The sequence below is a fragment of the Pseudomonas sp. MH9.3 genome, from assembly GCF_034354675.1.
Lineage (GTDB): Bacteria > Pseudomonadota > Gammaproteobacteria > Pseudomonadales > Pseudomonadaceae > Aquipseudomonas.
Genome location: NZ_CP133785.1, coordinates 4,892,742 through 4,917,549, shown reverse-complemented (window position 1 = coordinate 4,917,549; position 24,808 = coordinate 4,892,742). Strand labels below are relative to the sequence as shown.

Genomic DNA, 24,808 nt, shown 5'->3' with positions numbered 1-24,808 from the left:
TATTGTAACTACAAATATCAAACGTTTTACCAAGGAATGTACGATGTCTCTCTGCTCTTTGTGGCGCCTGACCCCACTCGCTGCCGCCCTGTTGATCTGCTCCGAAGCCCACGCCCTCGAACTGCAACCCCAGGTCATCACCGGCAACCCGCTGGGCAGCCAACAGCTCGCCTCGCCCACCACCGTGCTCGAAGGCGACGATTTGACCCTGCAACAAAAAGGCAGCCTTGGCGAAACCCTGAACAAGCAGCCGGGCGTATCGTCTTCGTACTTCGGCCCGGGCGCCAGTCGGCCGATCATCCGCGGCCAGGACGGCGACCGCATTCGCATCCTGCGCAACGGCGTCGGCGCGCTGGATGCCTCGTCGCTGTCCTACGACCACGCGGTGCCGCTGGACCCGGTCAATGTCGAGCGCGTGGAAATCGTGCGCGGCCCGGCGGCGCTGTTGTATGGCGGCAGCGCCATCGGCGGCGTGGTCAACACCTTCGACAATCGCATCCCCACCGAAGCCATCGAAGGCATCCACGGTGCCGGCGAGTTGCGCTACGGCGGCGCCGACACCACCCGCAGCAGCGCAGGCAAACTGGAAGCCGGCAACGGCGCCTTCGCGCTGCACCTGGACGCCAACGCACGGGAATTCGACGATTTGAAGATCCCCGGTTTCGCACGCAGCCGACACGCGCCGGTCAGCGAGGACGGCCCTGGCAAAGACGGGCGACTGGGCAACAGCGACGGGCGCCAGGACGGCGGTGCCGTGGGCGCCTCCTACACCTGGGACGACGGGTATGCCGGGCTGTCCTACAGCACTTACGACGCCAATTACGGCTCGCCGGCCGAACAGGCGGTGCGTATCCGCATGCAGCAGGACCATTACGCCTTCGCCTCCGAGATCCGCAACCTGCAAGGCCCGTTTACCTCGGTAAAACTCGACGCGGGCTACACCGACTACGAGCACCGCGAAATCGAGGGCGGCGAGACCGGCACGATCTTCAAGAACAAGGGCTACGAGGCCCGCGTCGAAGCGCGCCACCAGCCCATCGGCCCGCTCGACGGCGTGGTCGGCGCCCAGATAACGCGCAACGAATTCTCGGCATTGGGCGAAGAAGCCTTCGTGCCACAGACCGACACCAATGCCGCCGCGCTGTTTATTCTCGAAGAGCTGCAGGCCACCGAGCGCCTGAAACTCAGCCTCGGCGGGCGCCTGGAACACACCAGCGTCGACCCCGATGCCAAGGGCAACGCCCGCTTTGCCGCAGCCGACAACCGCAATGATTTCACCGCCGGCAGCCTGTCGTCGGGCGCGGTGTACAGGCTGACCCCCATCTGGTCGGTGGCCGCCACCCTGGGCTACACCGAGCGCGCGCCGACCTTCTACGAGCTGTACGCCAACGGCGCGCACGTCGCCACCGGCACCTATGAACTGGGCGACGCCAACCTGAAGAAAGAAAAAGCGGTGTCCAGCGACCTCGCCCTGCGCTTCGACAACGGCACCCACAAGGGCAGCTTCGGTGTGTTCTACAGCCACTTCTCCAATTACATCGGCCTGCTGGGCACCGGTCGCACTTTGAACGACGAAGGCGAAGCCGACCCGAGCGGCATTCCCGAGTACACCTACTCCGGCGTGCGTGCCCGTTTCGCCGGCTTCGAAGCCCAGGATCACTGGAAGCTCGGCGAAAGCGCCTACGGCAAGTTCGCTCTGGAACTGTCGGGCGATTACACCCGAGCTACCAACCTCGACACCGGCGAAGCCCTGCCGCGCATTGCGCCATTACGCATGAGCAGCGGCCTGCTGTGGGAACTGGAACGCTGGCAGGCACGCATCGACGTGGAACATGCCGCCGGCCAGGGCCGCGTGCCGGACAACGAAAGCGGCACCGACGGCTATACCACCCTGGGCGCCAGCGCCGGTTACCACTTCAACATGGGCGGCAGCCAATGGCTGGCGTTCGTCAACGGTGAAAACCTGACCAACCAGACCGTGCGCTACGCCAGCTCGATCCTGCGCGACATCGCCCCGGCGCCGGGGCGCAGCGTGCAGGTCGGCGTGCGCACCACCTTCTAACGCCCGCACCGCAGGTCCCCCTGCAGGAGGGGCTTGCTCCCGATAGCGGTGGGTCAGTGACATATATATATCAACTGGCCCACCGCTATCGGGAGCAAGCCCCCTCCCACATGAGCCCGCTATCCCCTTCAGTTTTTGCCGCGACATTCAGTCACTGTTACCAAATCTGAAATGATGCATCTTGCGATTTACGCTTTCTCAAAACGCCCCGCCGCATTATCCTTCGCAACAATCTGAAACGCTTCACCTCCCGGTCGTCCCCTTTCGCCGAAAGCCCCCAGGCATAAAGACAGCGCTGTCTTAAACCGGCCTGCGTCTGGGGAATCTATCGTCCGGCTGTGGATAAGCCTCGCGTTCCCCAGAAATAGAAAAAAACCCTGAACCAAGCCCGCGTCGAATCGTCATCTACAGTGAAGCGCGGGGTTACATAATTATTCCAACGTGACGGAGAAACACACTATGAGCACTGATGGTGCTTCGAGCCCAAGCCGCCTGCTGCCCAGGCTGCTTGGCGTCTTGCTGCTGATCATGGGCCTGGCCTTGCTGGCCGGCGGCGTCAAGCTGAGCATGCTCGGCGGATCGCTGTACTACCTGCTGGCCGGTATCGGCCTCACCCTCACCGGCGTCCTGCTGCTGGCCACCCGCCGCGCAGCGCTGGGCCTGTACGCGCTGGTGCTGTTCGCCAGCACCGTGTGGGCGTTGTGGGAAGTCGGCCTGGACTGGTGGCAGTTGGTGCCGCGCCTGGCGCTGCTGTTCGCCCTGGGTCTGGTCATGCTGCTGCCGTGGTTTCGCCGTCCGTTGCTGCGTGGTCAACCTGCGCCACTGGGCACTGGCGCGCTGAGCGTGGCCGTGGTGCTGGCGGGTGCCGCCGCACTGGCCAGCCAGTTCACCACGCCAGGTGTAATGGTCAAGAAAGGCCAGCTCGACCGCGACGCGGTGCCGGGCATGACCAACGCCGCGCCCGCCCAGGCCGACGGCGACTGGAACTCCTACGGCCGTTCGGCCTTCGGTGATCGCTACTCGCCACTGGCGCAGATCACCCCGGCCAACGCGCACAAGCTGGTACCGGCGTGGACCTTCCGCACCGGCGACATCCCGGGCGCCGGTGACCCGGGCGAGACCACCGCGGAAAATACCCCGCTCAAGGTCAACGGCATGCTCTACGTGTGCACCCCGCACAGCCAGGTCATTGCCCTGGACCCGGACACCGGCAAGGAAATCTGGCGCTTCGATCCGAAGATCAGCAGCCAGGGCGCCGAGAACTTCAAGGGGTGGGCGCACATGACCTGCCGTGGCGTGTCGTATCACGATGACGCCGCCTACGCCTCCGAGCAAAGCCCCACCGGCAGCGCCAGCCCGGCCGCCGCGCCGACTGCCTGCCCGAAACGCATCTTCGTACCGACTGCCGACACCCGTCTGATCGCCCTCAACGCCGACACCGGCAAGATGTGTGAAGACTTCGGCGACAAAGGCCAGATCGACCTGCGCGCCAACATCGGCAGCTTTGCGCCAGGCGGTTACTACTCCACTTCGCCACCGGCGGTCACCAAAAACCTCGTAGTGATCGGCGGCCACGTCACCGACAACGTTTCGACCGACGAGCCAAGCGGCGTGATCCGCGCGTTTGACGTACACACCGGCAAGCTGGTGTGGAACTGGGACAGCGGCAACCCGGACGACACCACCCCGTTGGCCGAAGGCCAGACCTACACACGCAACTCGCCGAACATGTGGTCCATGTTCGCCGTGGATGAAAAACTCGGCATGCTCTACCTGCCGATGGGCAACCAGATGCCCGACCAGTACGGCGGCGACCGTACCGACGAATCCGAGAAATACGCCTCCGGCCTCACCGCCCTGGACATCGACAGCGGCCACGTGAAGTGGAGCTTCCAGTTCACTCACCACGACCTGTGGGACATGGACGTGGGTGGCCAGCCGTCGCTGATCGACGTCAAGACCGAAGCCGGCGTCAAGCAGGCCGTGATGGCGTCGACCAAGCAAGGCAGCATCTATGTGCTGGACCGCGCGACCGGCCAGCCGGTGGTGCCGATCCACGAAGTGGCAGTGCCGCAAGGCGCAGTGGCGGGTGATCGCACCTCCCCTACCCAGCCCAAATCCGAGCTGAACTTCATGCCGCCGCCGCTCAAAGAGCGCGACATGTGGGGCGTAACCCCGTTCGACCAGATGCTGTGCCGCATCGATTTCAAATCCATGCGCTACGACGGCCCGTTCACCCCGCCATCGCTGCAGGGCTCGATCGTGTACCCGGGTAACTTCGGCGTGTTCGACTGGGGCGGCATTTCGGTTGACCCGGTGCGTCAGATCGCGTTTGTGAACCCGAGCTACATGGCGTTCAAATCCAAACTGATCCCGGCCGCCGAGATCGCCAAACAAGGCCCGCGCGTCAGCGAAACCGAAGGCGTGCAGCCGAACAAGGGCGCGCCGTACGGCGTGATCCTCGAAGCACTGCTGTCGCCACTGGGCCTGCCGTGCCAGGCACCGGCGTGGGGTTATGTGGCGGCGGTCGACCTGACCAACCACCAGACCATCTGGATGCACAAGAACGGCACCGTGCGTGACAGCTCGCCGATTCCGATCCCGCTGACCATGGGCGTACCGAGCCTGGGCGGGACCTTCACCACTGCCGGCGGCGTCGCGTTCCTCAGCGGCACCCTCGACCAGTACCTGCGTGCCTACGACGTGAAAAACGGCAAGCAACTGTGGGAAGGTCGCCTGCCAGCTGGCGCGCAGACCACACCGATGACCTACACCGGCAAGGACGGCAAGCAATACGTGCTGGTCATGGCCGGCGGCCACGGCTCCCTGGGCACCAAGCAGGGCGACTACGTGATGGCGTTCAAACTGCCTGATTAAGCGGCACGGGCGATCATAAAAAGGCGGCTACCCTCAACAGGTAGCCGCCTTTTTCATGGGCATAAACATTCAATGTGAGAAGTTTCAGGCACAACCCCATCCCTGTGGCGAGCGGGCTTGCCCCGCGTTGGGCTGCGCAGCAGCCCTAAAACCATGCGCTGCGCCGTGTCAGCTACATCGGGACCTCCTTTATTGGGGGCGCTTCGCGCCCCAACGCGGGGCAAGCCCGCTCGCCACAACAAGCGGGCTTGCCACAGAATCTCCAGTTTGCTGTGCGACGGCGCGGGCTAGTGCTCGATCACTTCACCGCGCAACGCCGCCAACCGCGCAATCAGGCGGTTCTGCACCGGTACGGCGATGCCTTCCTTATCCATCGCCGCAATCAAATCCTCCACCAGCGCATTGAAGTCACTGCGGGTCACGTTCTGGCCCTTGTGAGTCTCGGCCATGCTGTCCCCGGTGTAGGTGCACGGCCCGCCCGCCTCCACGCAGAATTTCTCGATCAGTTTGTTGCGCAAACGCTGGATATCGACGCGCCGGAAGTGCTCGACGATGCGCGGATCACGGGCCACGTTGAGCAGCATGCCTTCCACAATCCGCGTAATGCCGGGCATCGCGCCCAGGTCGCGGTACAGGCTGTCATCCCTGGGCGGCTGCTGGGCACAGGCGCTGAGCAGCACGGCCAGCACAACCGATAGAAAGCGCATCAGAAACTCCCCTGCACTGACAGATAGGTGCCGTTCTGGTCAGCCAGCGTGGCGATTTCGCCGAGGCGCGCGTACGCCAGCACCACCGACACATGCTTGTTGGGAAAGTAGCCGACAAACAGATCCGCCCAATCGCTTTCGCCGGCAAATGACAGGTTGTCCGGTTTTTCCCGGTATTCCACGCCGACCGCCCAGCGCGGGTTGAACAGCACCGCCACCGAGCCCTCCTTCAGCAGGCTGCGACGGTCGCGGCGGTCGCCGCCAAAGCCGAGCAGGCCGGTTTCATTGGCGCGGCTGTAGCGCAGGCTGCCGTTGACCAGCACGTTGTAACCAAAGGCCGCGCCCATCAACAAACGGCTGGCGGCAAGGTAGCCTTCCACATCGCTGTCGCGCCTGGCGCCGACCAGGCGAGGGATATCGAAAGTGTTCTGGTGTTTGTACTCCAGGCCCAGTGACACCTGGGGCAAACGGTCGTAAATCACGTCGCCGAACAACCGCACCTTCATCCCCAGCACATCCTGGCCAAGGTGGTCATCCGGCAGGTTGAGCCGGTGCACCAGGGTGCCGAGGTCAAAGCGTTGCCGGGCGAAAGACAGCTCGACACGGTTGTCATAGGCCAGCGCCAGCCCGGCCACGTCCAGGCGATAATCCGGCAGGTTGACCGTGGTGGCGAATGCCGTGGCGCCCCACTCGTGCTGTTCGCCATAACCGGCAAGTACCGCCCACGGCGTGATGCCGCCGCCGGCCGCGCCTTCGAGGCTGCTGGCACCGCCGGTGGCGATCAGGCGGCCGTTATCGGCCAGGGCGGTTTGCACAGTCAGGGCGGCCAGGCAGCCGATCAGGAAAAGACGCACGTCGGCCTACTCAATGAACCAGGGAAGTTTGCGCACTGAGCGGCAACGCCACCCAGGCTTCGAAAGCATCGGCGCTCAAGGGCCGGCTGATCAGGAAGCCCTGGGCCGTGTCGCACTGCCAGCGCTCCAGCAGGCGCAGGCTGTGGGCATACTCGACGCCCTCGGCGACCACCTTGAGGCCCAGGTTGTGGCTCATCTCGATGGTGGAACGCACGATCACCGCGTCCTCACTGGTTTCATCGAGGTTGCGCACGAACGACTGGTCGATCTTCAGCTCCTGCACCGGCAGGCGCTTGAGGTGGGCCAGCGATGAATAACCGGTACCGAAGTCATCCACCGACAGGCTGATACCGCAGTCGCGCAGCAGGTGCAGGACTTTCAGGGCCTTTTCCGGCTCGCGCATGACCGCGCTCTCGGTGATCTCGAACACCAATTGTTCGGCCGGCAAGCCATAGCGCCGCAGCAGCGCCGAGACGCGGTGCGCCAGTTCGTCGCCCTGCAAGTCTTCTGCCGAGATGTTCAGCGACAGTTGCAGGTACAGGCCGCGCCGGTTCCATTCGCAGAGCTGGCGGATGCCCTCCTCGATCACCCACTGGGTCAGCAACCGTATGCTGCCGGAGCGCTCGGCCAGGGGGATGAATTCCGCTGGCGAGATCATGCCGAACTGCGGGTGCTGCCAACGCAGCAAGGCTTCGGCCTGGCGCACTTGGCCCTGGCGAATGTCCAGCTTGGGCTGATAGTGCAACAGCAATTGACCCTGGCCGGGCGCATGCCGCAGGTCGCGGATCAGGGTGATCTGGCGGCGATGGGCAAGGTCACTGCCCTGCTTGTAAACCTGCAGACGCCCGGGAATTTTCGCGGCGTCCGCCATGGCAATCGCGGCGCGTTCGAGCAAGGTGTGTGCGGTTTCGCCATCGGCCGGGTAGGTCGCGATGCCAAGGCGACAGTCCAGCGCCAGGTCATGGCCGTTGATGCTTTGGGGGCGCAGCAGCAATTGTTGAAGTTTGTCGGCCATGCCCACCGCCTCGTCGCTGCCGGCGCCTTCGAGCAACAGCAAAAACTCGTCGGCGATCAGGTGCGCCAGCGTATCGCCGGGGCGCAGCACCGCTTGCAGGCGCCGGCCGACGGTGAGCAACAATTGGTCCACCGCGTCCGGCCCGGCGGCTTCGCTGGCGGCACGCAGGTTATCGATGCCCAGGTGAATCAGCGCAATCGGCCGCTGCTGGGCAATCGCGCTGCCCAGGCGCTCCATCGCCAGCGCACGGTTCGGCAGGCCGGTGAGGCGATCATGCAGCGCGTTGTGCGCCAGTTGCTGCTCGCGTTCGGCGATGCCTTTTTGCATGGCATTGAGCGCGCCGGCCAGCAAACCCAGTTCGTCGCTGCGGGTCAGGGTCACCGGCGTGAGGTAGTGGCCCTGACCGATGCGCTCGGCCGCCGACGCCAGCGCCTGCACCGGCCGCGACACCGTGCGCGCCAGCAGCAATGCGCCGATCAACGAAGCCAGCAGGGCCACCAGCGCAATGCCGAGGATCTTTTCATCGAGCGGCACGAACGCCTGCATTGCCGCATCCAAGGGGCTTTGCAGCAGCGCCAGCACTTTGCCGTCGTCGTCGCTGGCCAGCACCAGCGACTGGCTGAGGAAGCTGTGTTCCAGATGATCAGTGGTCGACACGCCCCGGCGGCTCGAATCACCCTCCATCAGGTCCAGGATGCTGTCGCGCAGCGCCTGCGGCTGGGTGCTGACCAACTCGCCGGGCACGCCTTTGTCGATTGCCAGGAACGACACTTCCAGGTTGCTCAACGAGCGCAACTCATCGGCAAACGTGCCGTCCATGCTGAAGCCCATCACCACCCGCGCAATCGGCAGCGGTGCCAGCACCGACGCTTCCACCAGCAGGTGCGGCCGGCCTTGCAGCGGCACGATGAGCGTGGCCTGGTGCTTGCTTCTGGCTTCGCGCAGTGCCTGGTCGTAGCGGAAGGTCGAGCCTTCAGGCACTTCGCTCAAGGTACTGGACAGCACTTTGCCGTCCATGCCGAGCAGGATCATGTCGCTGGCATTGATGCGCTTGCCATGGTTAAGCAGCACCGAGCGCATCGTCGCCGAGTCGCCACTGGCCACCGCATCGCGAAAGCCGAAGTCGGTGGCCAGCAGTTGCACAGCATCGGCCAGGCGTCGGCTGCGCGCATCCAGCAGGCGCTCGAACACTCGCGAGCCTACCTCCAATTGGGTCATGGCCTGACCGCGCACCGCTGAGCGGGTGGCGACTTTTACACTGAAATACAACGCACCGATCACCACCAGCGACAGCAGGATCAGCACCGTGGCGACCCGCGCCTGGAAACTACTGCGCAGTTTCATGGGCGGCTCGATGGAAGGCATCGCCAAACGCCGATGGCGTGGGCGGAAGATCGGCGGACACCGGTTCCAGGGCCAGCACCACGCTGTGGCTCAGGCCCGTAGCGGGAATGTGCAGGGTGCCGCCGTCCAACGGCTGCATGGCCTTGAGTTGCGGGTGCCACAGGGTGGCGTGGTAGTCGCCGGGCGGCAGTTGCTCCAGGCGCACTCGGCCCTGAGCGTCACTGACACCGAACACCGGGTCGTCGGTGACGTAGATGTAGCCGAGCATCCAGTCATGGATATTGCAGCCCAGCACCACCACACCGGCCTTGTCGAACAGCAGCGGTTCGCTCGGCGTGCCTTCATAAAGCCGCAACTCGAACCGCTTGGCGGCCGAGAAGGAATACACCTGATGACGGATGTTGTCGCTGTTGGGGAAGCGCACCTGGGTGCCCGTGTGCACGGCCAGCACATGAGGCGCGAAACGCTGGCCGCGCTGGTCCATATCGGCCTTGAGCAGCCCCGTCGGCGCATGGGCCGGACCCTGCAGGGTGACCACTGCATCCGCCACCGGGCTGCCATCGGCCTGATGCATGACCACCTCGAGCGTGGCCGCCGAGACGGGGCCAGCCGCCGCCAGTAACAGCGCCGCGCGAGATAGCAGTTGAACAACTCGACCCATGGGAGATCCGCGAATTAAGGAGGAAAGCGGCCAGCCTTGGCAAAAATTGGAACCAATGGCAACTATGATGCCGCAAACAAGGCAAAGGGCCACCATTGAACAGCGTCGCACGCCTGACCGTCGGTCGGTAAAAAACCTATGCAATCGGTCAGGCTCATTGAGGTTATCGCCTGCCTGCGCAAAAACTGTAGGGATCAGACCGGCACGCTTTGCTGACCCATCCACTGCTCGAACGCCATCGCCTCCAACGGTCGGCTGATCAGGTAACCCTGGGCAGTGTCGCAGTTCCACAGCTTGAGCAACCTGAGGCTGGGCTCGAATTCCACCCCTTCGGCCACCACCCTGAGCCCCAGGTTATGGCTCATTTCAATGGTGGACCGCACGATCACGCCGTCACCGGTGGCGCTGTCGAGGTGGCGCACGAAAGACTGGTCGATCTTCAACTCCTGCACCGGCAGACGCTGCAACTGCGCCAGCGACGAGTAACCGGTGCCGAAGTCATCCACCGACAGGCTGATGCCGCAATCGCGCAGTTGCTCCAGCACAGTGAGGGCCTGCTGCGGGTTGTGCATGATCGCGCTTTCGGTGATCTCGAAAATCAGTTGCTGGGCCGGCACGCCGTATTGCGCCAGTAACCCGGTGACACGCAGGGCCAGGTCATCGTCGGCCAGGTCATCCACGGAAATGTTCACCGACAGTTGGATCAGCAGCCCGCGCTGCGCCCAGTCGGCGATCTGGCGGATGGCCTCTTCGATCACCCAGGCGGTGAGCAGGCCCATGCTGCCGGTGCGCTCGGCCAGGGGAATGAATTCGGCCGGCGAGACCAGGCCCAGCGTCGGGTGCTGCCAGCGCAGCAAGGCTTCGGCCTGGCACACATGGCCGAGCTTGAGGTCGAGTTTGGGCTGGTAGCAGAGCAGCAATTGGCCTTCGACGGGGGCGCGGCGCAAGTCGCGGATCAGCGTGATCTGCCGCTGGTGGGCCAGGTCGCGGTCCTGCTGATAGATCTGCAGGTGGCCGGGCAGGCTCGCCGCATCATGCCGGGCGATGGCGGCGCGGCTGATCAGCTCTTCCACCTGCTGACCATCGGCGGGGTAGGCGGCGATGCCGATGCTCACTTCATGGCGCACCTCGTCATCACCGATGCGCCGAGGCTCGGTGAGCAACGCATGCAGGCGGTCCGCGCGGGCCACGGCGCGGTCGACCTGGGTGTTTTCCAGCAGCAACAGAAACTCGCTGCCGGCGATGCGCGCCGCCGTGTCGCTGGTCAGCAAGCTCATGGACAGGCAGCGGCTGGCTTCACGCAGCATTTCCTCGACGCCCTCCGGTCCGAAGCCCTCATTGATCACCCGGTAGTTTTCAATCCCCAGGTACAGCAATACCACCGGCCGCCGCGCGCTGATCGCACTGCCCAGGCGCTCCATCGCCAGCGCGCGATTGGGCAGGCCGGTGAGCGGATCATGCAGCGCGTTGTGCGCCAATTGCCGCTCGCGCATGGCGATGCCGCTTTGCATGGCGTTGAACGCCCGGGCCAGTAAGCCGAACTCATCCTGGCCGCGCACCCGCACGGGCGTGCGGTAATCCCCGGCGCCGATGCGCGCGGCGGCGTCCACCAGGGCACTGAGCGGGCGCGATACCCGCCGCGCGAGGAACAACGCCCCGGCCAGCGACACCAGCAGCACCGCCAGGGCGATACCGAGAAACTGCCGGTCGAGTGGTTCAAAGGACTCCAGCGCCTGGTCCAGCGGAGTTTGCAGCAGCACGCGCACCTCACCGCTGTCGCCGGTGTTGGCCAGGGCCAGCACCTGGCTGAGCACACGCTCGCCATAAAACCGGGTGATCTGTGGTTCGGGGTTGAGGGGCGCCTCACGCAGCAGACTGACAACGCCGGCCTGCCAGCCCTCGGGCTGGGTGCTGAACAGCGGGCCGGGTTGACCGCCATGCACGCTGATAAACGACACATCCAGGTTGCTCATGGAGCGCAGTTCACTGGCGAACTGCGTGTCCATGGGGAAACCCATGACCACACGGGCGATGGGCAACGGGTCGTACACGTCTTTCTGCACCAGCAGGTAGGGACGCCCGTCCATCGCCACGATCAGCATCTGCAATCCCTTGCGCCGCGCCTGGCGCAGAACGCCGTCAACGGGAAACGGCTGGCCGCGCGTGAACACCGGCAAAGTGCTGACCACCACCTTGCCGTCGAGCCCCAGCACAAATACTTCGCTCGCACTGATCCCAGTGCCGTGCCGACGCAACGCCGCGAGAATCGCCTCGCTGTTGCCCTCGGCCACGGCCTGTTTGAACGGGGCATCGGTGGTCAGCCAGTCCAGACCGTAGTGCAGGCGACGACCGCGCAGGTCGAGCAGGCGTTCGAATACCTCGCTGCCGGTTTTCATCTGGACATGCGCCTGGTTTTCCACAGCACGGGTGGTGGCGGCCTTGACAGCGAAATAGGTAGCGGCGACGACGATCAGCAGCAACAGCGCCAGGACCGCGGCGATGCGGGTCTGGAAAGTGTGACGCCAGGTCATGGCGGAGCTTTCGGGAGAGGCTCGCCGTTCTTGACCGCGGGTGGCTGTCGGTATGTGCATTCCTTGCGGCCTGGTGATGGGGTGTCAGGAATATATCTATTTTGGTGGAGTGATTGGTTTTAGCAGATTGCTGAGAGGGGTGGCGGGTTTTTGGCGTTTTGGTTGGGTGAATATCCGTTTTTTGGGTCACGGCGGCTGACGGTCCCGCCCTTACGGCGGGTCACTGTTGGAAAAGAGCCGAGATCCAAATGTGGGAGCGGGCTTGCCCCGCGTTGGGGTGCGAAGCGCCCCCAATCGAGCAAAACGCGGTGTACCTGATACGGCTCAGCGCCTGGCTCTGGGGCTGCTGCGCAGCCCAGCGCAGGACAAGCCTGCTCGCCACAGGGAATCTGCGCTTAACTGAACGGAAAATGTGTGGGCTTATTGTGGCGAGCGGGCTTGCCCCGCGTTGGGGTGCGAAGCGCCCCCAATCGAGCAAAACGCGGTGTACCTGATACGGCTCAGCGCCTGGCTCTGGGGCTGCTGCGCAGCCCAACGCAGGACAAGCCTGCTCGCCACAGGGAATCTGCGCTTAACTGAACGGAAAATGTGTGGGCTTATTGTGGCGAGCGGGCTTGCCCCGCGTTGGGGTGCGAAGCGCCCCCAATCGAGCAAAACGCGGTGTACCTGATACGGCTCAGCGCCTGGCTCTGGGGCTGCTGCGCAGCCCAACGCAGGACAAGCCTGCTCGCCACAGGGAATCTGCGCTTAACTGAACGGAAAATTTGTGGGCTTATTGTGGCGAGCGGGCTTGCCCCGCGTTGGGGTGCGAAGCGCCCCCAATCGAGCAAAACGCGGTGTACCTGATACGGCTCAGCGCCTGGCTCTGGGGCTGCTGCGCAGCCCAACGCAGGACAAGCCTGCTCGCCACAGGGGAGCTGCGCTTAACTTAACGGCGTTAGGGCAAGCCCGCTCGCCACAGAGGTCCCAGTTTGCTGCACGACAGCGCTAAGTCGAAGACGTGGCGGAGCTTCCCACATTTTACGGCGTACGGCAGACAACCCCGGTCGGCTCCAAGGCCGCCGCGCTGCGGAACCCATACCCGCCATCACCCAAATAACCGATATACCCCCAATCAAGCCAACCGAGCCCGCATCACATCCCCCCACCGCCGCACCAGATAATTATGCTCATCCATCACCGAATTCCACACCGCAATATGCCCCATACGCTGCTCATACGCCCCCCCATCACGCACCTCCCCCACCTCGATCAGGGGCAGCCCGTCACTCCCCAGCAACTCCTCGCGCGCGGGCTTGCCGGCATACCAGTAATCCCATTCCGCCGCGCTCAAATGATCACGGCTGCGCGCCGGATTGCCAATGTAATAACCCTGCCGCGCCATCACCGCCCCCGGCCAGCCGGACAACCACCAATTGAGGTACGCATACGCCGCATCCAGCACCGGCCCCTGGGCGTGGCGCGACAGCGACAAACCGCCGAACCACCCGCGATAGCCTTCGCGCGGCACCGCCAGCCGGTATTTCACGCCGGCGCGATGCAGGCGCATCAGGGTCGGCGACCACAGGCTCTGGATATCCACATTCGGGCTGAGCATCAGTTGCGCCGCCTCTTCATCGTCAGACCAGAACGCCGCGAAGTGCCCTGCCTTCTGTTTGCGCACGAGGATGTCAGCCAGCACATCGATCTCTTCAATGCTCATATTGCCGATGTCCTTGAAGCGCGCCAGGCCCGCGCCCTGCATCGCCAGCGCCGCGTCCAGCGCGCCGATGGCGGCATCGCTTTGCAGCGCGGTGCGCGCGCCCCACGCCGGGTCGAGCAACCAGCCCCAACTTTCATTGCCGTGACTGAACCCTTCGGGCACGCGCTCGGGGCGGTAGGCGAAACTGTCGGCGTTATGGGTCAGGGGGAGCATGCTGATACGCTCGGTCACGCTGCTGCCCAGGCTGCCATCGTGCTGCACGAACAGGCGCTCGCTGGGTACGCTGCCGCTGCCGAGGCGATCGTTGGGCGACAGCCGACCGCGCTTGGGCAAGTCGTTGATCTCGTGCCACAGCGCGATGCGCCGCGTATCGATAGGCTGGATCGCCCGCGCCGGCCACACGAAGTCGACGTTGTGGAACCACTGGTCATACAGGTCGTAGCTGTCGGGCTGCATCACCGCGATACGCTGGGCCTGGGCGACGTCGTGCACCTGATACACCAGGCGAATACCCAGCTCCTGCTCCGCCCTCACTCGCAGACATTCGAGCAGGGTCACCGACGTGCCGAGCACGCGCAGGGTGATCATGCCGCGAAACGCCGCGAGAACACGTCGAAGGAGCGCCGCAGTTGCGCAGGGTCGAGGCCGCGCAGGATGAACACCAGCCGCGACTGGCGGTCGCTGCCCGGCCACGCGGGCAGGTGCACTGGGGCATGCAGGCAGTGCTGCACGCCATGAATGACGATGGGGGCCGAGCTTGCGTTCACGTTGAGCAGTCCTTTGACGCGGAGGATTCGTTCGCCGTGGCATCTTAGCAGCATCGATAACCACACCCCGAAACCGACCCAGTCGAGCGGCTGTTCAAACGTGAGGCAGCACACTTGCGCGTCGCCGTGGGTGACGGTGGTGGCCTGATGCAGTTGCCAGCGGCGCACTTCCAGCGCCGGTTCAGCGCTGCGCAGACCTTCGCCGAGCAGCAACTGGTCGCCGCTGTGGATCGTGTGGGTGTCGAGGATCGGCGTGCCGGCATTGAGCGCCTGCAGGTGCGCGCGCAAAGGCGCGCAGTCGTCCACCAGGTCGGTCTTGCTCAGCAGCAGACGGTCGGCCGCCGCCACCTGGGCCAGCCATTCCGGGTGCAGGCGTTCCTGCAGGGCGGCGTGGCTGGCGTCGACCAGGGTGATCACCAAACCAATATGAAAACGCCCGCGCAGTTGCACGTCGTTGTTCAGGGTGGCGAGGATCGGCGCCGGGTCGGCCAGGCCCGTGGTTTCCAGGATCACCCGTTTGAACGGCGGAATGTCCCCGCGCTCGCGACGTTGCAGCAGGCCCAGCAGCGCGTCTTTCAACTCGCCGCGAATCGAGCAGCACACGCAGCCACTGGGCAGCAGCACGGTGTCCGGCGCGACTTCCTCCACCAACAGATGGTCGATGCCCACATCGCCGAATTCGTTGATCAGCAGAGCGGTGTCGCCGAGGCTTTCACCTTGCAGCAGGCGCGTGAGCAAGGTGGTCTTGCCGCTGCCGAGAAAGCCGGTGATGACGTTAAGGGCGATGCTCATGCTGACTCCAGATGGTCGAGCAGGCGTGGATCAAGCGGGTCCAGCGGTCGTCCGAGCATGGCCTCGGCCGCTTGCCACAATTGATCCAGACCGCTCGCCAATGCCTGTTTGCCGGTGGCCCCCAGCAGCAGGTACGACGCGCCCTGGAAGTCTTCGACCTTGAGCCGGAACACCGCCAGTACCTGGTTGATCGCCGCGATCCGGCGCAGGCGTTCGCGGCGCCGGGGCACTTCGTCGCCCAGGGGGTCGCTCCAGTGCAGGTCTTCGCCGAGCAATCCGCAGAGTCCGCACATGGTTACACCCCGCTCATGGCATGACATCGCCGGAGTTCGGCCCGAGGGTCTGGCCGACGAACAGATTGCCACCCGGCTCGCTGGCCAGCAGCACGGCGGTGGGCGCCACTTCGTCGGCCAGGCCGAAGCGCCCCAGCGGCAGCTCGGCGGCCTTGGCGCGTTTCCAGTCGGCGCTGATGCCACCCACCAGCGGCGTTTCAATCGGCCCCGGGGCGATGGCATTGACCAGCACGTTGTCCTTGGCCACTTCCAGCGCCAGGGACTTGGTGAAGCCGATTACCCCGGCCTTGGCTGCCGCGTAGTGGGTCAACTCGGCACCGCCCTTGATGCCCAGCTGCGAAGCGACGTTGATGATCCGCCCCCAACGCTGCGCAAGCATGTGCGGCAAGGCGCGCTGGCTGGCGATGAACACACTGGTGAGGTCGACACGCAGCATGTCGTTCCACTGCTCGATGGACAGGTCGACGCAGCGCGCCTGGGTGAGCATGCCGGCGTTGTTGACCAGAATATCGATGCTACCGAAATGCTCGACGCAGCGGTCGACGCTGGCCTGAGCCCCTTCGACGGTGCCCACATCGGCCACGCACTCGACCACTTCGGCGCCGAGGTTGCGGCAGGTGATTGCGGTTTCAGCGAGGCTCGCGGCGTTACGGTCGGCCAGCAGCAGACGGACGCCTGCGGCAGCATAAGCTCGCGCGATGGCGGCCCCGATGCCGCTGCCGGCGCCAGTGATGACGGCGCGGCGATTAGACAGAGCGAGCATGTAAATTCTCCTCAAACAAACACAGGTCCCCTGTGGAAGGGGGCTTGCTCCCTCCCACACTTGGATTGAGTACATCCCTCAGTCGGGCCAGCGCACGGTTAAACCGCCGTCGATGACGATGCTTTGCCCGGTCAGGTAACTCGACGCCTCACTGGTGAGAAACTGCACCAGCGACGCTACTTCATCCGCGCGCCCGACCCGCCCCAGCGGAATCGCCCGCGCCGCCCGGGCCAAACCCTCCGGCCCCAGCGAGTTCTTCGCGTCCAGCGACTGCGGCGTCTCGATCAGCCCCGGAATCACCGCATTGCAGCGAATGCCCAGCGGCGCCAATTCCACCGCCAGCGACCGACACAACCCCGGCACCCCCGCCTTGGCCGCGGCGTAATGGCTGTGCTCCTGCCAGCCATACACCCCGCCGGCAATCGAAGAAATCGCCACCAGCGCGCCGCCTTCCTGCATGTGGCGGGTTGCCGCGCGAAAGGTGCGCATCACCCCTGTCAGGTCGACATTGAGCATCTCGTCCCACAGCGTATCGGTCATTTCCAGCAACGGTGCGCGACGCAGCAGGCCGGCATTGGCCACCGCGTAATCGAGACGGCCGAAATGCTGCACCGCCTGCTCGGCCAGGGCGTCGACCGAGGCGGTGTCGCCCACGTCCAACGCCAGCATCAGGCACTCGCCGCCGGCCTCCTCCACCTGCGACACGGTCATGCACGGGTCGTGCGGGTCGGCCGGGTAATACCCGCCGACCACCGCAACGCCATGGCGCGCATAGGCCACCGCGAGCGCCTGGCCGATGCCGCTGGCGGCACCGGTAATCACAGCCACTTTGCGACTCATCGATCACTCCTTACTGAACGGTTTCCGGGCGCACATGGCGTGCGGCAAACATCAGCACACCGGACAAAAAGCATGGCACGGCGCCGAACCACAGTGCGGCGGTCTGCCAGTCGCTGCCGGCGGACAACACCTGCGTGGCGCCAAACCCTGCGACCACTGCACCAATGGGGCCCATCGCGTGGATGATTGCGCCGCCGGTGGCGCGGATGCTGGTGGGGAAACTTTCACTGATAAAGAACAGCGCCGCCGAATACGGTCCGATCAGGAAGAACAGGCCCAGACTGTACAGCCCGACCACCATCGCCATATTGCTCGGACCAAACAGCATGCCGGCGAACGACAGCCCGCCGAGCATCCAGCCCAGGCCGATGACGTTGCGGCGGCCGATCCGGTCGCCCATCCAGCCGTGGCTGAGGTAGCCGCAGTAGCCCACCAGGTTGGACAGCACGAGGATGATCAGCGAGTTCTCGAACGAGATGTGGTGCACGCTGACAATCACCGAGGTGCCCAGCACGCTGAACACCTGGATCGCCGCCCAGTTGAGCAGCAAGGCAGCGCCGATCACCAGAGTGGCGCGACGGGCCGGGCCCCGGAAAGCCGCTTTCAAGCCGGCCTTGCTGTGTTCGTCATAGTCCACGCCGTAGGTCACCGCGACGTTTTGCGCCTCGGTCACCTGGCCGCTTTTGCGCAATTGGCTGATGCGCTGGTGAATCTGGAACTGCGGACTCTCCTTGAGTTTGCGCGCCATGATCGCAATGACGACGGCCGGGATGGCCGCGAAGACGAAGCAGCCCTGCCAGCCGATGATCGGCAGCAACAGCGCGGTCAATCCCGCCGCGATCAACGCCCCCACCGGCCAGCCGCCCTGCACCAGGCTGTAGATGAAGCCACGGCGCTTGGTCAGCCGTGGATCCTGCGAGGCGCCATACAGCTCGCTCAGGTAGGTGGCGTTGACGGTTTCCTCGGCATAGCCCAGGCCGCCCAGCGAACGGATCAGGATCAGCGGCGACTTGCCCCACGCCCCGCCGATGGCGGTGAGCGCCGAGCACAAGGCCGAGCCGGCCACGGTGAAGATGATGCCTTTGCGCCGGCCCAGCTTGTCGACCACCGGGCCAATGGCAAAGGCCACCACCGCCGTGCCCACTGCGACCCAGGTCGCGATCTGCGCCTGCTCCACTTCACCCCAGCCAAAGTGCCGGCCGATCTCCGGCAGCAAGGTGCCGAACAGGATGAAGTCATACACCGCAAACACCCAGGCGAAAAACGCGATCCAGGTGGCGAAACGTACTTCCTGGGACGACAGTTGCCGGGGTTTCCAGCCAGTCAGGTCAAGCTTGTTGTAGATGGACATGGGGCGCGCCTCAAGGGTGGGGTGAAATCAGGTTCGGGGTTGGCGGCGGATAAAGTCGTCGGCGATTTCGTCGAAGGTGACGAAGCGCACGCCGGCATGGCTCTGGATGTGTTCGATCAGGCGCTCGAGCATCAACAGCACTTGCGGGCGACCGGACACGTCGGGGTGGATGGTCATGGTGAACACCGCGTGTTCGTGTTCGCGGTACACCCAGTCGAACTGGTCGCGCCACATTTCTTCGAGGTGACGCGGGTTGACGAAGCCGTGGCTGTTGGGGGCTTTTTTGATGAACATCATCGGTGGCAGGTCGTCGAGGTACCAGTTGGCGGGGATCTCCACCAGGTCGGTTTCTTCGCCGCGCACCAAGGGTTTCATCCAGGTGTCGGGGTGCTGGCTGTAGTCGATCTTGGTCCAGCTGTCGCCCTTGCGCACGTAGTACGGATGGAAGTCGTTGTGCATCAGGCTGTGGTCGTACTTGATGCCTTTTTTCAGCAGCAGCTCGTTGGTCACCTTGCTGAATTCCCACCACGGCGCCACGTAGCCGGTCGGGCGTTTGCCGGTGACCTGGGTGATCAACTCGATGGATTTATCCAGCACGATCTCTTCCTGCTCGGCGGTCATCGCGATGGGGTTTTCGTGGCTGTAGCCGTGCACGCCGATTTCATGGCCGGCGTCGGCCACCGCTTTCATTTGCGCGGGAAAGGTTTCCATCGAGTGGCCGGGGATGAACCAGGTGGTGCGCAGGCCGTAGCGCTCGAACAGCTTGAGCAGGCGCGGCGCGCCGATTTCACCGGCGAACAGGCCGCGGGAGATGTCGTCCGGCGAGTCTTCACCGCCGTAGGAACCGAGCCAGCCGGCGACGGCATCAACGTCGACGCCAAATGCACAGAGGATGTCTTTAGCCATGGTGTGTCTCCTTAAATATTCAGTACGAATTCAACGGATAACGCGGCGCGCAACAGGCGAGCGTCTTCGCCGCTGGGGGCGCTGAGCAGCAGCCCGGTGGGCAGGCCCTGGGCATCGCGGCCGCTGGGCACGTTTACGCCGGGCATGTCGAGCAGGCTGCCGGGCATGGTCAGGCGCAAGGTGGCGAGGTTGGTGCTGACGAACAACGCGTCATCGGCTTCCAGCGCGGCCAACGGCGGCGCGACATGGGCCACGGTGGGGGTGATGAGGATGGCGCCGTCGAGGTCGTCGAGCAGTTGCTGTTGCAGCTGGCGGCGCGCGTCGGTCAGGTGGATCAATTGGCTGGCCGGCAATGCCCGCGCAGCTTCAAGGCGCCAGCGTACGCGAGGATCGAGGCGTTCGGCATCGGGGCTGTCGAGCAGCGCCTGGTGCAGGGCGAAGGCTTCGAAGGCGCCGAGCCAGCCGTGGTGTTTGATCAGGTCCAGCGTTGCCTGGAAGGGCGGGCATTCGCGCTCTTCGATCAGCGCCCCCCGGGCCTTGAGTTGCTCCATGGCGCGCAGCAGGTTGTTGCCCACGGCCGGTTCGACGTCCTGTTGCGCCAGCACAAAGCGCTGGCCCTTGAGGCTGCGGGCACTGTGCTGCTGAGTGCGACCATGCAGCAGGTCGTCGAGGGTCAGCGCATCGCGCACACTGCGAGTGAGCGGGCCGAGGCTGTCGAGGGTGTGCGCCAGCGGGAACACGCCGTCGCGGCTGTAGCGCCGGCTGCTGCTGCGGTAACCCACCAGACCGTTGAGGGCGGCGGGAATGCGAATCGAGCCTGCGGTGTCGGTGCCCATGGCGATGGGCACGATACCGGCGGCGACGGCCACGCCCGAACCGGACGATGAACCGCCGGGAATGCGCGGCTGATCAAGGCCATGGGGATTGTGCGGCGTACCGAAATGCGGGTTCAGGCCCAGCCCCGAATACGCCAGTTCGCTGAGGTTGGTCTTGCCCAGGCTGACCATCCCCGCGCGGCATAACAGGCCGACCACTGGCGCATCGAGCAGAGCGGCCGGCGCATCGCGGCGGTAGGCGGCGCCCGCCGTGGTGACGCTGCCGGCGACGTCGAACAGGTCCTTCCAGGCCAGCGGCACGCCATCGAGCCGGCTCAAGGGCTGCCCGGCACGCCAGCGCGCGGCGGCGGCTTCGGCTTCGCGGCGGGCGCGCTCGGTGCTCAGGCTGATAAACACCGAGGGTGAACGGGCGGCTTTTTCGAGCGCCTGTTCGAGGGCTTGCACCGGGTCGTTACGGCCGCTGGCGAAATCCTCGGCCATTGAGGTGGCGTCTGACATCGGGATCAACCTCATAAAACGTACATATTAATAAAATGTACATTTTATAAAGGCAGCTTTCGTGCCAGTCTCTGCATCGGCCTTTGCGCTTTCACAGCATAGCTGCGGGCTAGAGGGTGTGCGGAGCGATAAAAATACTGGCGCAGCCCGCCCCAAGGGTCTTGAATGAAATGATGTATCTTTTAGTAAAAAGTACATTTTGGTGCAGAAAGGTAACACCAGCCCCAAAACAGCGCCGCCGACGTGACGCAGAGTGACAACTGCATCTATGAGAGAATCCGTCGCCCCGTCCTACAAGGTCCCGAGAAACCGATGAAAGCAGTGTCCACCCCGGCCTCCCGTTACGCGATGATTCACCAGGTATTGCGTGACTCGATCGTCAACGGCACCGCGCGTCATGGCCTGGTATTGCTCGAAGCGCCTCTGGCCGAACTGTTCGGCACCAGCCGCGTGCCGGTGCGCAAGGCACTGGACCTGCTGCACGCCGAAGGGCTGATCTGCCGCTTCAACGGACGGGGTTACCTGATCAACCCCGACGACCTGGCGATAGAGCCGCTGCGCCTGCCCCTGAGCCATGCGCACCTGGGCCTCAACGGCGAGGCCGAGTTGGTGGACACACGGCCGCTGGGCGAGCGCATTGTCGAGGACATCGGCGCGGCGCTGTCCACCTGCATCGCCTTCGGCCATTACCGCCTGGATGAACAGGCCGCCGCCGAGCACTTCAAGGTCAGCCGCGCGGTGGTGCGCGAAGCCTTGATGCGCCTGCGCGACCGTGGCCTGGTGGAAAAGGAGCCGTACTCCCAGTGGCTGGCGGGCCCGCTGACCGCGCGCGAAGTCACCGAAGACTACGAACTGCGCGCGTGCCTCGAGCCCGAGGCGTTGCGCCAGAGCGCGCCGAACCTCGACCGCGAGGAACTGCAGGCGATGCTGCAACGGGTGCTGGCAGCACAGGACAACCCTCAATGCAGCCTGCAGGCCATCGAGCAGATCGAGGAGGACTTGCACCAGCGCTGCCTGGCCGGCCTGCAGAACCGCAAGATGGCCGCGCTGATTCGCCAGGGCCAGAGCCCGATGATCATCAGCCGGATTTTCCATCGCCTGCTCGGCATCGGCGCCGACCCGGCGATGCTGGCCGAACATCGCCTGATCCTGGAATTGTTGCTGCACGGCGCCGTGGATGCGGCCGCGTTGAACCTGCGCGAGCACCTGCAACGGGCCAGCCAGCGCATGTTGCAGCGTTTGAAAGTGTTGTCGGTACTGCCGGAACAGCCGATTCCGGCCTACCTGCACAAAATCAGCTGACGGCGTCACGCCGGTTATTTTATGCAATATGTTGCTATCGCCGCCGCGCCATTGAAACCCTCGCTGCCCCGCCCCATCTAAGCACCATACTTCCTTATGCAGGTGCCCCATGAGCGACCAGCAAGATTCCCCTGATTACGACATCAACGATTACGCCGATCCCGAAAACGCTGAATCCGCTTCGTCCAACACCGGGCTGGCGCTGCCTGGGCAAAACCTGCCGGACAAGGTCTACATCATCCCGATCCACAACCGCCCGTTCTTCCCGGCGCAAGTGCTGCCGGTGATCGTCAACGAAGAGCCGTGGGCCGAAACCCTGGAACTGGTGAGCAAATCCGATCACCACTCCCTGGCCCTGTTCTTCATGGAAACCCCGCCGGAAGACCCGCGCCACTTCGACACCTCGGCCCTGCCGCTGTACGGCACGCTGGTCAAGGTGCACCACGCCAGCCGCGAGAACGGCAAGTTGCAATTCGTCGCCCAGGGCCTGACCCGCGTGCGCATCAAGACCTGGCTCAAGCACCATCGCCCGCCCTATCTGGTGGAAGTCGAATACCCGCACCAGCCGAGCGAGCCGACCGATGAGGTCAAGGCTTACGGCATGGCGCTGATCAATGCGATCAAGGAACTGCTGCCGCTCAACCCGCTGTACAGCGAAGAACTGAAGAACTACCTCAATCGCTTCAGCCCCAACGACCCATCGCCGCTCACCGACTTTGCCGCCGCGCTCACGTCGGCCACCGGTAACGAGTTGCAGGAAGTGCTGGACTGCGTGCCCATGCTCAAGCGCATGGAAAAAGTGCTGCCGATGTTGCGCAAAGAGGTGGAAGTGGCGCGCCTGCAGAAGGAGCTCTCCGCCGAGGTGAACCGCAAGATCGGCGAGCACCAGCGCGAATTCTTCCTCAAGGAACAGCTCAAGGTCATCCAGCAGGAGTTGGGCCTGACCAAGGACGACCGCAGCGCGGACGTCGAGCAATTCGAGCAGCGTCTGGAGGGCAAGGTGTTGCCCACCCAGGCCAAAAAACGCATCGATGAAGAACTGAACAAACTGTCGATCCTGGAAACCGGCTCGCCGGAATACGCGGTCACGCGCAACTACCTCGACTGGGCCACCTCGGTACCGTGGGGCGTGTACGGCAAGGACAAGCTCGACCTCAAGCACGCGCGCAAGGTGCTGGACAAACACCACGCCGGGCTGGACGACATCAAGAGCCGCATCCTCGAGTTCCTCGCGGTGGGTGCTTATAAAGGCGAGGTTGCCGGCTCCATCGTGCTACTGGTGGGCCCACCGGGCGTGGGCAAGACCAGCGTCGGCAAGTCCATCGCCGAGTCCCTGGGCCGGCCGTTCTACCGCTTCAGCGTCGGCGGCATGCGCGACGAGGCCGAGATCAAGGGCCACCGCCGCACCTACATCGGCGCCCTGCCGGGCAAGCTGGTGCAGGCGCTCAAGGATGTGGAAGTGATGAACCCGGTGATCATGCTCGACGAGATCGACAAGATGGGTCAGAGCTTCCAGGGCGACCCGGCCTCGGCGCTGCTGGAAACCCTCGACCCGGAACAGAACGTCGAATTCCTCGACCATTACCTCGACCTGCGCCTGGACCTGTCCAAAGTGCTGTTCGTGTGCACCGCCAACACCCTGGATTCGATTCCCGGCCCGTTGCTCGACCGCATGGAAGTGATTCGCCTGTCGGGCTATATCACCGAAGAAAAAGTCGCCATCGCCAAGCGCCACCTGTGGCCCAAGCAGCTGGAAAAAGCCGGCGTAGCGAAAAACAGCCTGACCATCAGCGACGGCGCCTTGCGTGCGTTGATCGACGGCTACGCCCGCGAAGCCGGGGTGCGCCAGTTGGAGAAGCAACTGGGCAAACTGGTGCGCAAGGCGGTGGTCAAGTTGCTGGATGCGCCGGACTCGGTGATCAAGATCGGCAACAAGGACCTGGAAAGCTCACTGGGCATGCCGGTGTTTCGCAATGAGCAAGTGCTGTCCGGCACCGGTGTGATTACCGGCCTGGCCTGGACCAGCATGGGCGGCGCGACACTGCCGATCGAGGCGACGCGTATCCACACGCTCAATCGCGGTTTCAAGCTCACCGGGCAGTTGGGCGAGGTGATGAAGGAGTCCGCTGAAATTGCCTACAGCTACATCAGCTCCAACCTGAAATCGTTTGGCGGTGACCCGAAGTTCTTCGACGAAGCCTTCGTGCACTTGCACGTGCCGGAAGGCGCCACGCCAAAAGACGGCCCTAGCGCGGGCGTGACCATGGCCAGTGCGCTGCTGTCGCTGGCACGCAACCAGGCGCCGAAAAAAGGCGTGGCCATGACCGGCGAACTGACGCTGACCGGGCACGTGCTGCCGATTGGCGGAGTACGCGAGAAAGTGATTGCGGCGCGGCGCCAGAAAATCCATGAGCTGATCCTGCCCGAGCCCAACCGTGGCAGTTTCGAAGAGTTGCCGGAGTACCTGAAGGAAGGCATGACGGTGCACTTTGCCAAGCGCTTTGCGGATGTGGCCAAAGTGTTGTTCTGATCGTTATGCAGTGCCGGTAAGGGCCTCATCGGGAGCAAGCCCCCTCCCACATTTGAAGGTATTCACACTTCAAAATGTGGGAGGGGCTTGCTCCCGATAGCGCCATCCGCAACACCACACACCTCGCCTGTCACCCCTCGCGCCATCTTCGGTTATGCTCGCCCTTCGTCGTGTACA

At 64.3% G+C, this 24,808-nt stretch carries 17 protein-coding genes; 4 read left to right on the top strand and 13 right to left on the bottom strand.

Annotation, left to right across the window (positions count from 1 at the left end):
• Nucleotides 1-43: 43 nt before the first annotated feature.
• A complete protein-coding gene (locus RHM60_RS21845) occupies nt 44-2,062 on the top strand; it encodes a TonB-dependent receptor (protein ID WP_322212771.1) in 2,019 nt (672 codons plus the stop codon).
• A gap of 459 nt (nt 2,063-2,521) precedes the next feature.
• The gene (locus RHM60_RS21840; protein ID WP_209989117.1) at nt 2,522-4,939 is read left to right on the top strand and encodes a glucose/quinate/shikimate family membrane-bound PQQ-dependent dehydrogenase; all 2,418 of its coding nucleotides are present in this window, start codon (nt 2,522-2,524) and stop codon (nt 4,937-4,939) included.
• Nucleotides 4,940-5,226: 287 nt separating this feature from the next.
• Here the strand turns inward: RHM60_RS21840 and RHM60_RS21835 are convergent, their stop codons facing one another.
• The 13 genes from RHM60_RS21835 to RHM60_RS21775 all read right to left on the bottom strand — a co-directional run bounded on the left by RHM60_RS21835 (nt 5,227) and on the right by RHM60_RS21775 (nt 20,799).
• Complete coding sequence (locus RHM60_RS21835; RefSeq protein ID WP_209989114.1) at nt 5,227-5,646, bottom strand: group I truncated hemoglobin; 420 nt, start codon at nt 5,644-5,646, stop codon at nt 5,227-5,229.
• Nucleotides 5,646-6,500, bottom strand: coding sequence for a DUF3034 family protein (locus RHM60_RS21830; RefSeq protein ID WP_231423669.1), 855 nt, complete (start codon nt 6,498-6,500; stop codon nt 5,646-5,648). Before RHM60_RS21830 ends, RHM60_RS21835 begins: the two co-directional genes overlap by 1 nt.
• A 10-nt stretch (nt 6,501-6,510) precedes the next feature.
• Complete coding sequence (locus tag RHM60_RS21825) at nt 6,511-8,859, bottom strand: putative bifunctional diguanylate cyclase/phosphodiesterase (protein WP_209989107.1); 2,349 nt, start codon at nt 8,857-8,859, stop codon at nt 6,511-6,513.
• The gene (locus RHM60_RS21820; RefSeq protein ID WP_209989104.1) at nt 8,843-9,520 is read right to left on the bottom strand and encodes a methylamine utilization protein; all 678 of its coding nucleotides are present in this window, start codon (nt 9,518-9,520) and stop codon (nt 8,843-8,845) included. Before RHM60_RS21820 ends, RHM60_RS21825 begins: the two co-directional genes overlap by 17 nt.
• 194 nt (nt 9,521-9,714) lie before the next feature.
• Complete coding sequence (locus RHM60_RS21815) at nt 9,715-12,051, bottom strand: putative bifunctional diguanylate cyclase/phosphodiesterase (RefSeq protein ID WP_322212769.1); 2,337 nt, start codon at nt 12,049-12,051, stop codon at nt 9,715-9,717.
• A 1,114-nt stretch (nt 12,052-13,165) separates the two neighbouring features.
• The gene (locus RHM60_RS21810; RefSeq protein ID WP_209989098.1) at nt 13,166-14,341 is read right to left on the bottom strand and encodes an ABC transporter substrate-binding protein; all 1,176 of its coding nucleotides are present in this window, start codon (nt 14,339-14,341) and stop codon (nt 13,166-13,168) included.
• Nucleotides 14,338-15,312: a CobW family GTP-binding protein gene (locus tag RHM60_RS21805; RefSeq protein ID WP_209989096.1), complete on the bottom strand. Its 975-nt coding sequence runs from the start codon at nt 15,310-15,312 to the stop codon at nt 14,338-14,340. The genes RHM60_RS21810 and RHM60_RS21805 overlap by 4 nt, the downstream gene beginning before the upstream one ends.
• Complete coding sequence (locus RHM60_RS21800; RefSeq protein ID WP_209989093.1) at nt 15,309-15,605, bottom strand: hypothetical protein; 297 nt, start codon at nt 15,603-15,605, stop codon at nt 15,309-15,311. The genes RHM60_RS21805 and RHM60_RS21800 overlap by 4 nt, the downstream gene beginning before the upstream one ends.
• Before the next feature lie 13 nt (nt 15,606-15,618).
• Nucleotides 15,619-16,368, bottom strand: a complete 750-nt coding sequence (locus RHM60_RS21795) for an SDR family NAD(P)-dependent oxidoreductase (RefSeq protein WP_322212767.1) — start codon at nt 16,366-16,368, stop codon at nt 15,619-15,621.
• Nucleotides 16,369-16,446: 78 nt separating this feature from the next.
• Complete coding sequence (locus RHM60_RS21790) at nt 16,447-17,208, bottom strand: SDR family NAD(P)-dependent oxidoreductase (RefSeq protein ID WP_209989087.1); 762 nt, start codon at nt 17,206-17,208, stop codon at nt 16,447-16,449.
• 10 nt (nt 17,209-17,218) lie between these two features.
• A complete protein-coding gene (locus tag RHM60_RS21785; protein ID WP_209989080.1) occupies nt 17,219-18,559 on the bottom strand; it encodes an MFS transporter in 1,341 nt (446 codons plus the stop codon).
• Nucleotides 18,560-18,586: 27 nt separating this feature from the next.
• On the bottom strand, nt 18,587-19,465 hold the full coding sequence (locus tag RHM60_RS21780; RefSeq protein ID WP_046384579.1) for a polysaccharide deacetylase family protein: 879 nt from the start codon (nt 19,463-19,465) through the stop codon (nt 18,587-18,589).
• Between the two features lie 11 nt (nt 19,466-19,476).
• The gene (locus tag RHM60_RS21775) at nt 19,477-20,799 is read right to left on the bottom strand and encodes an amidase (protein ID WP_209989076.1); all 1,323 of its coding nucleotides are present in this window, start codon (nt 20,797-20,799) and stop codon (nt 19,477-19,479) included.
• Nucleotides 20,800-21,111: 312 nt separating this feature from the next.
• On the opposite strand from RHM60_RS21775, the gene RHM60_RS21770 reads away from it, so the two are divergent.
• Together RHM60_RS21770 and lon are read left to right on the top strand one after the other, a co-directional pair.
• A complete protein-coding gene (locus tag RHM60_RS21770) occupies nt 21,112-22,101 on the top strand; it encodes a GntR family transcriptional regulator (RefSeq protein WP_209989073.1) in 990 nt (329 codons plus the stop codon).
• 109 nt (nt 22,102-22,210) lie between these two features.
• The gene (gene lon / locus RHM60_RS21765; RefSeq protein ID WP_209989070.1) at nt 22,211-24,631 is read left to right on the top strand and encodes an endopeptidase La; all 2,421 of its coding nucleotides are present in this window, start codon (nt 22,211-22,213) and stop codon (nt 24,629-24,631) included.
• The last annotated feature ends 177 nt before the right edge of the window (nt 24,632-24,808 follow it).

What these genes read in the sequence shown, in the direction of transcription:
- RHM60_RS21785 (WP_209989080.1), bottom strand. Translation starts at nt 18,559, where the DNA reads ATGTCCATCTACAACAAGCTTGACCTGACTGGCTGGAAACCCCGGCAA.
- RHM60_RS21820 (WP_209989104.1), bottom strand. Translation starts at nt 9,520, where the DNA reads ATGGGTCGAGTTGTTCAACTGCTATCTCGCGCGGCGCTGTTACTGGCG.
- RHM60_RS21805 (WP_209989096.1), bottom strand. Translation starts at nt 15,312, where the DNA reads ATGAGCATCGCCCTTAACGTCATCACCGGCTTTCTCGGCAGCGGCAAG.
- RHM60_RS21845 (WP_322212771.1), top strand. Translation starts at nt 44, where the DNA reads ATGTCTCTCTGCTCTTTGTGGCGCCTGACCCCACTCGCTGCCGCCCTG.
- RHM60_RS21795 (WP_322212767.1), bottom strand. Translation starts at nt 16,368, where the DNA reads ATGCTCGCTCTGTCTAATCGCCGCGCCGTCATCACTGGCGCCGGCAGC.
- RHM60_RS21835 (WP_209989114.1), bottom strand. Translation starts at nt 5,646, where the DNA reads ATGCGCTTTCTATCGGTTGTGCTGGCCGTGCTGCTCAGCGCCTGTGCC.
- RHM60_RS21810 (WP_209989098.1), bottom strand. Translation starts at nt 14,341, where the DNA reads ATGATCACCCTGCGCGTGCTCGGCACGTCGGTGACCCTGCTCGAATGT.
- RHM60_RS21825 (WP_209989107.1), bottom strand. Translation starts at nt 8,859, where the DNA reads ATGAAACTGCGCAGTAGTTTCCAGGCGCGGGTCGCCACGGTGCTGATC.
- RHM60_RS21840 (WP_209989117.1), top strand. Translation starts at nt 2,522, where the DNA reads ATGAGCACTGATGGTGCTTCGAGCCCAAGCCGCCTGCTGCCCAGGCTG.
- RHM60_RS21775 (WP_209989076.1), bottom strand. Translation starts at nt 20,799, where the DNA reads ATGTCAGACGCCACCTCAATGGCCGAGGATTTCGCCAGCGGCCGTAAC.
- RHM60_RS21780 (WP_046384579.1), bottom strand. Translation starts at nt 19,465, where the DNA reads ATGGCTAAAGACATCCTCTGTGCATTTGGCGTCGACGTTGATGCCGTC.
- RHM60_RS21815 (WP_322212769.1), bottom strand. Translation starts at nt 12,051, where the DNA reads ATGACCTGGCGTCACACTTTCCAGACCCGCATCGCCGCGGTCCTGGCG.
- RHM60_RS21790 (WP_209989087.1), bottom strand. Translation starts at nt 17,208, where the DNA reads ATGAGTCGCAAAGTGGCTGTGATTACCGGTGCCGCCAGCGGCATCGGC.
- RHM60_RS21800 (WP_209989093.1), bottom strand. Translation starts at nt 15,605, where the DNA reads ATGTGCGGACTCTGCGGATTGCTCGGCGAAGACCTGCACTGGAGCGAC.
- lon (WP_209989070.1), top strand. Translation starts at nt 22,211, where the DNA reads ATGAGCGACCAGCAAGATTCCCCTGATTACGACATCAACGATTACGCC.
- RHM60_RS21770 (WP_209989073.1), top strand. Translation starts at nt 21,112, where the DNA reads ATGAAAGCAGTGTCCACCCCGGCCTCCCGTTACGCGATGATTCACCAG.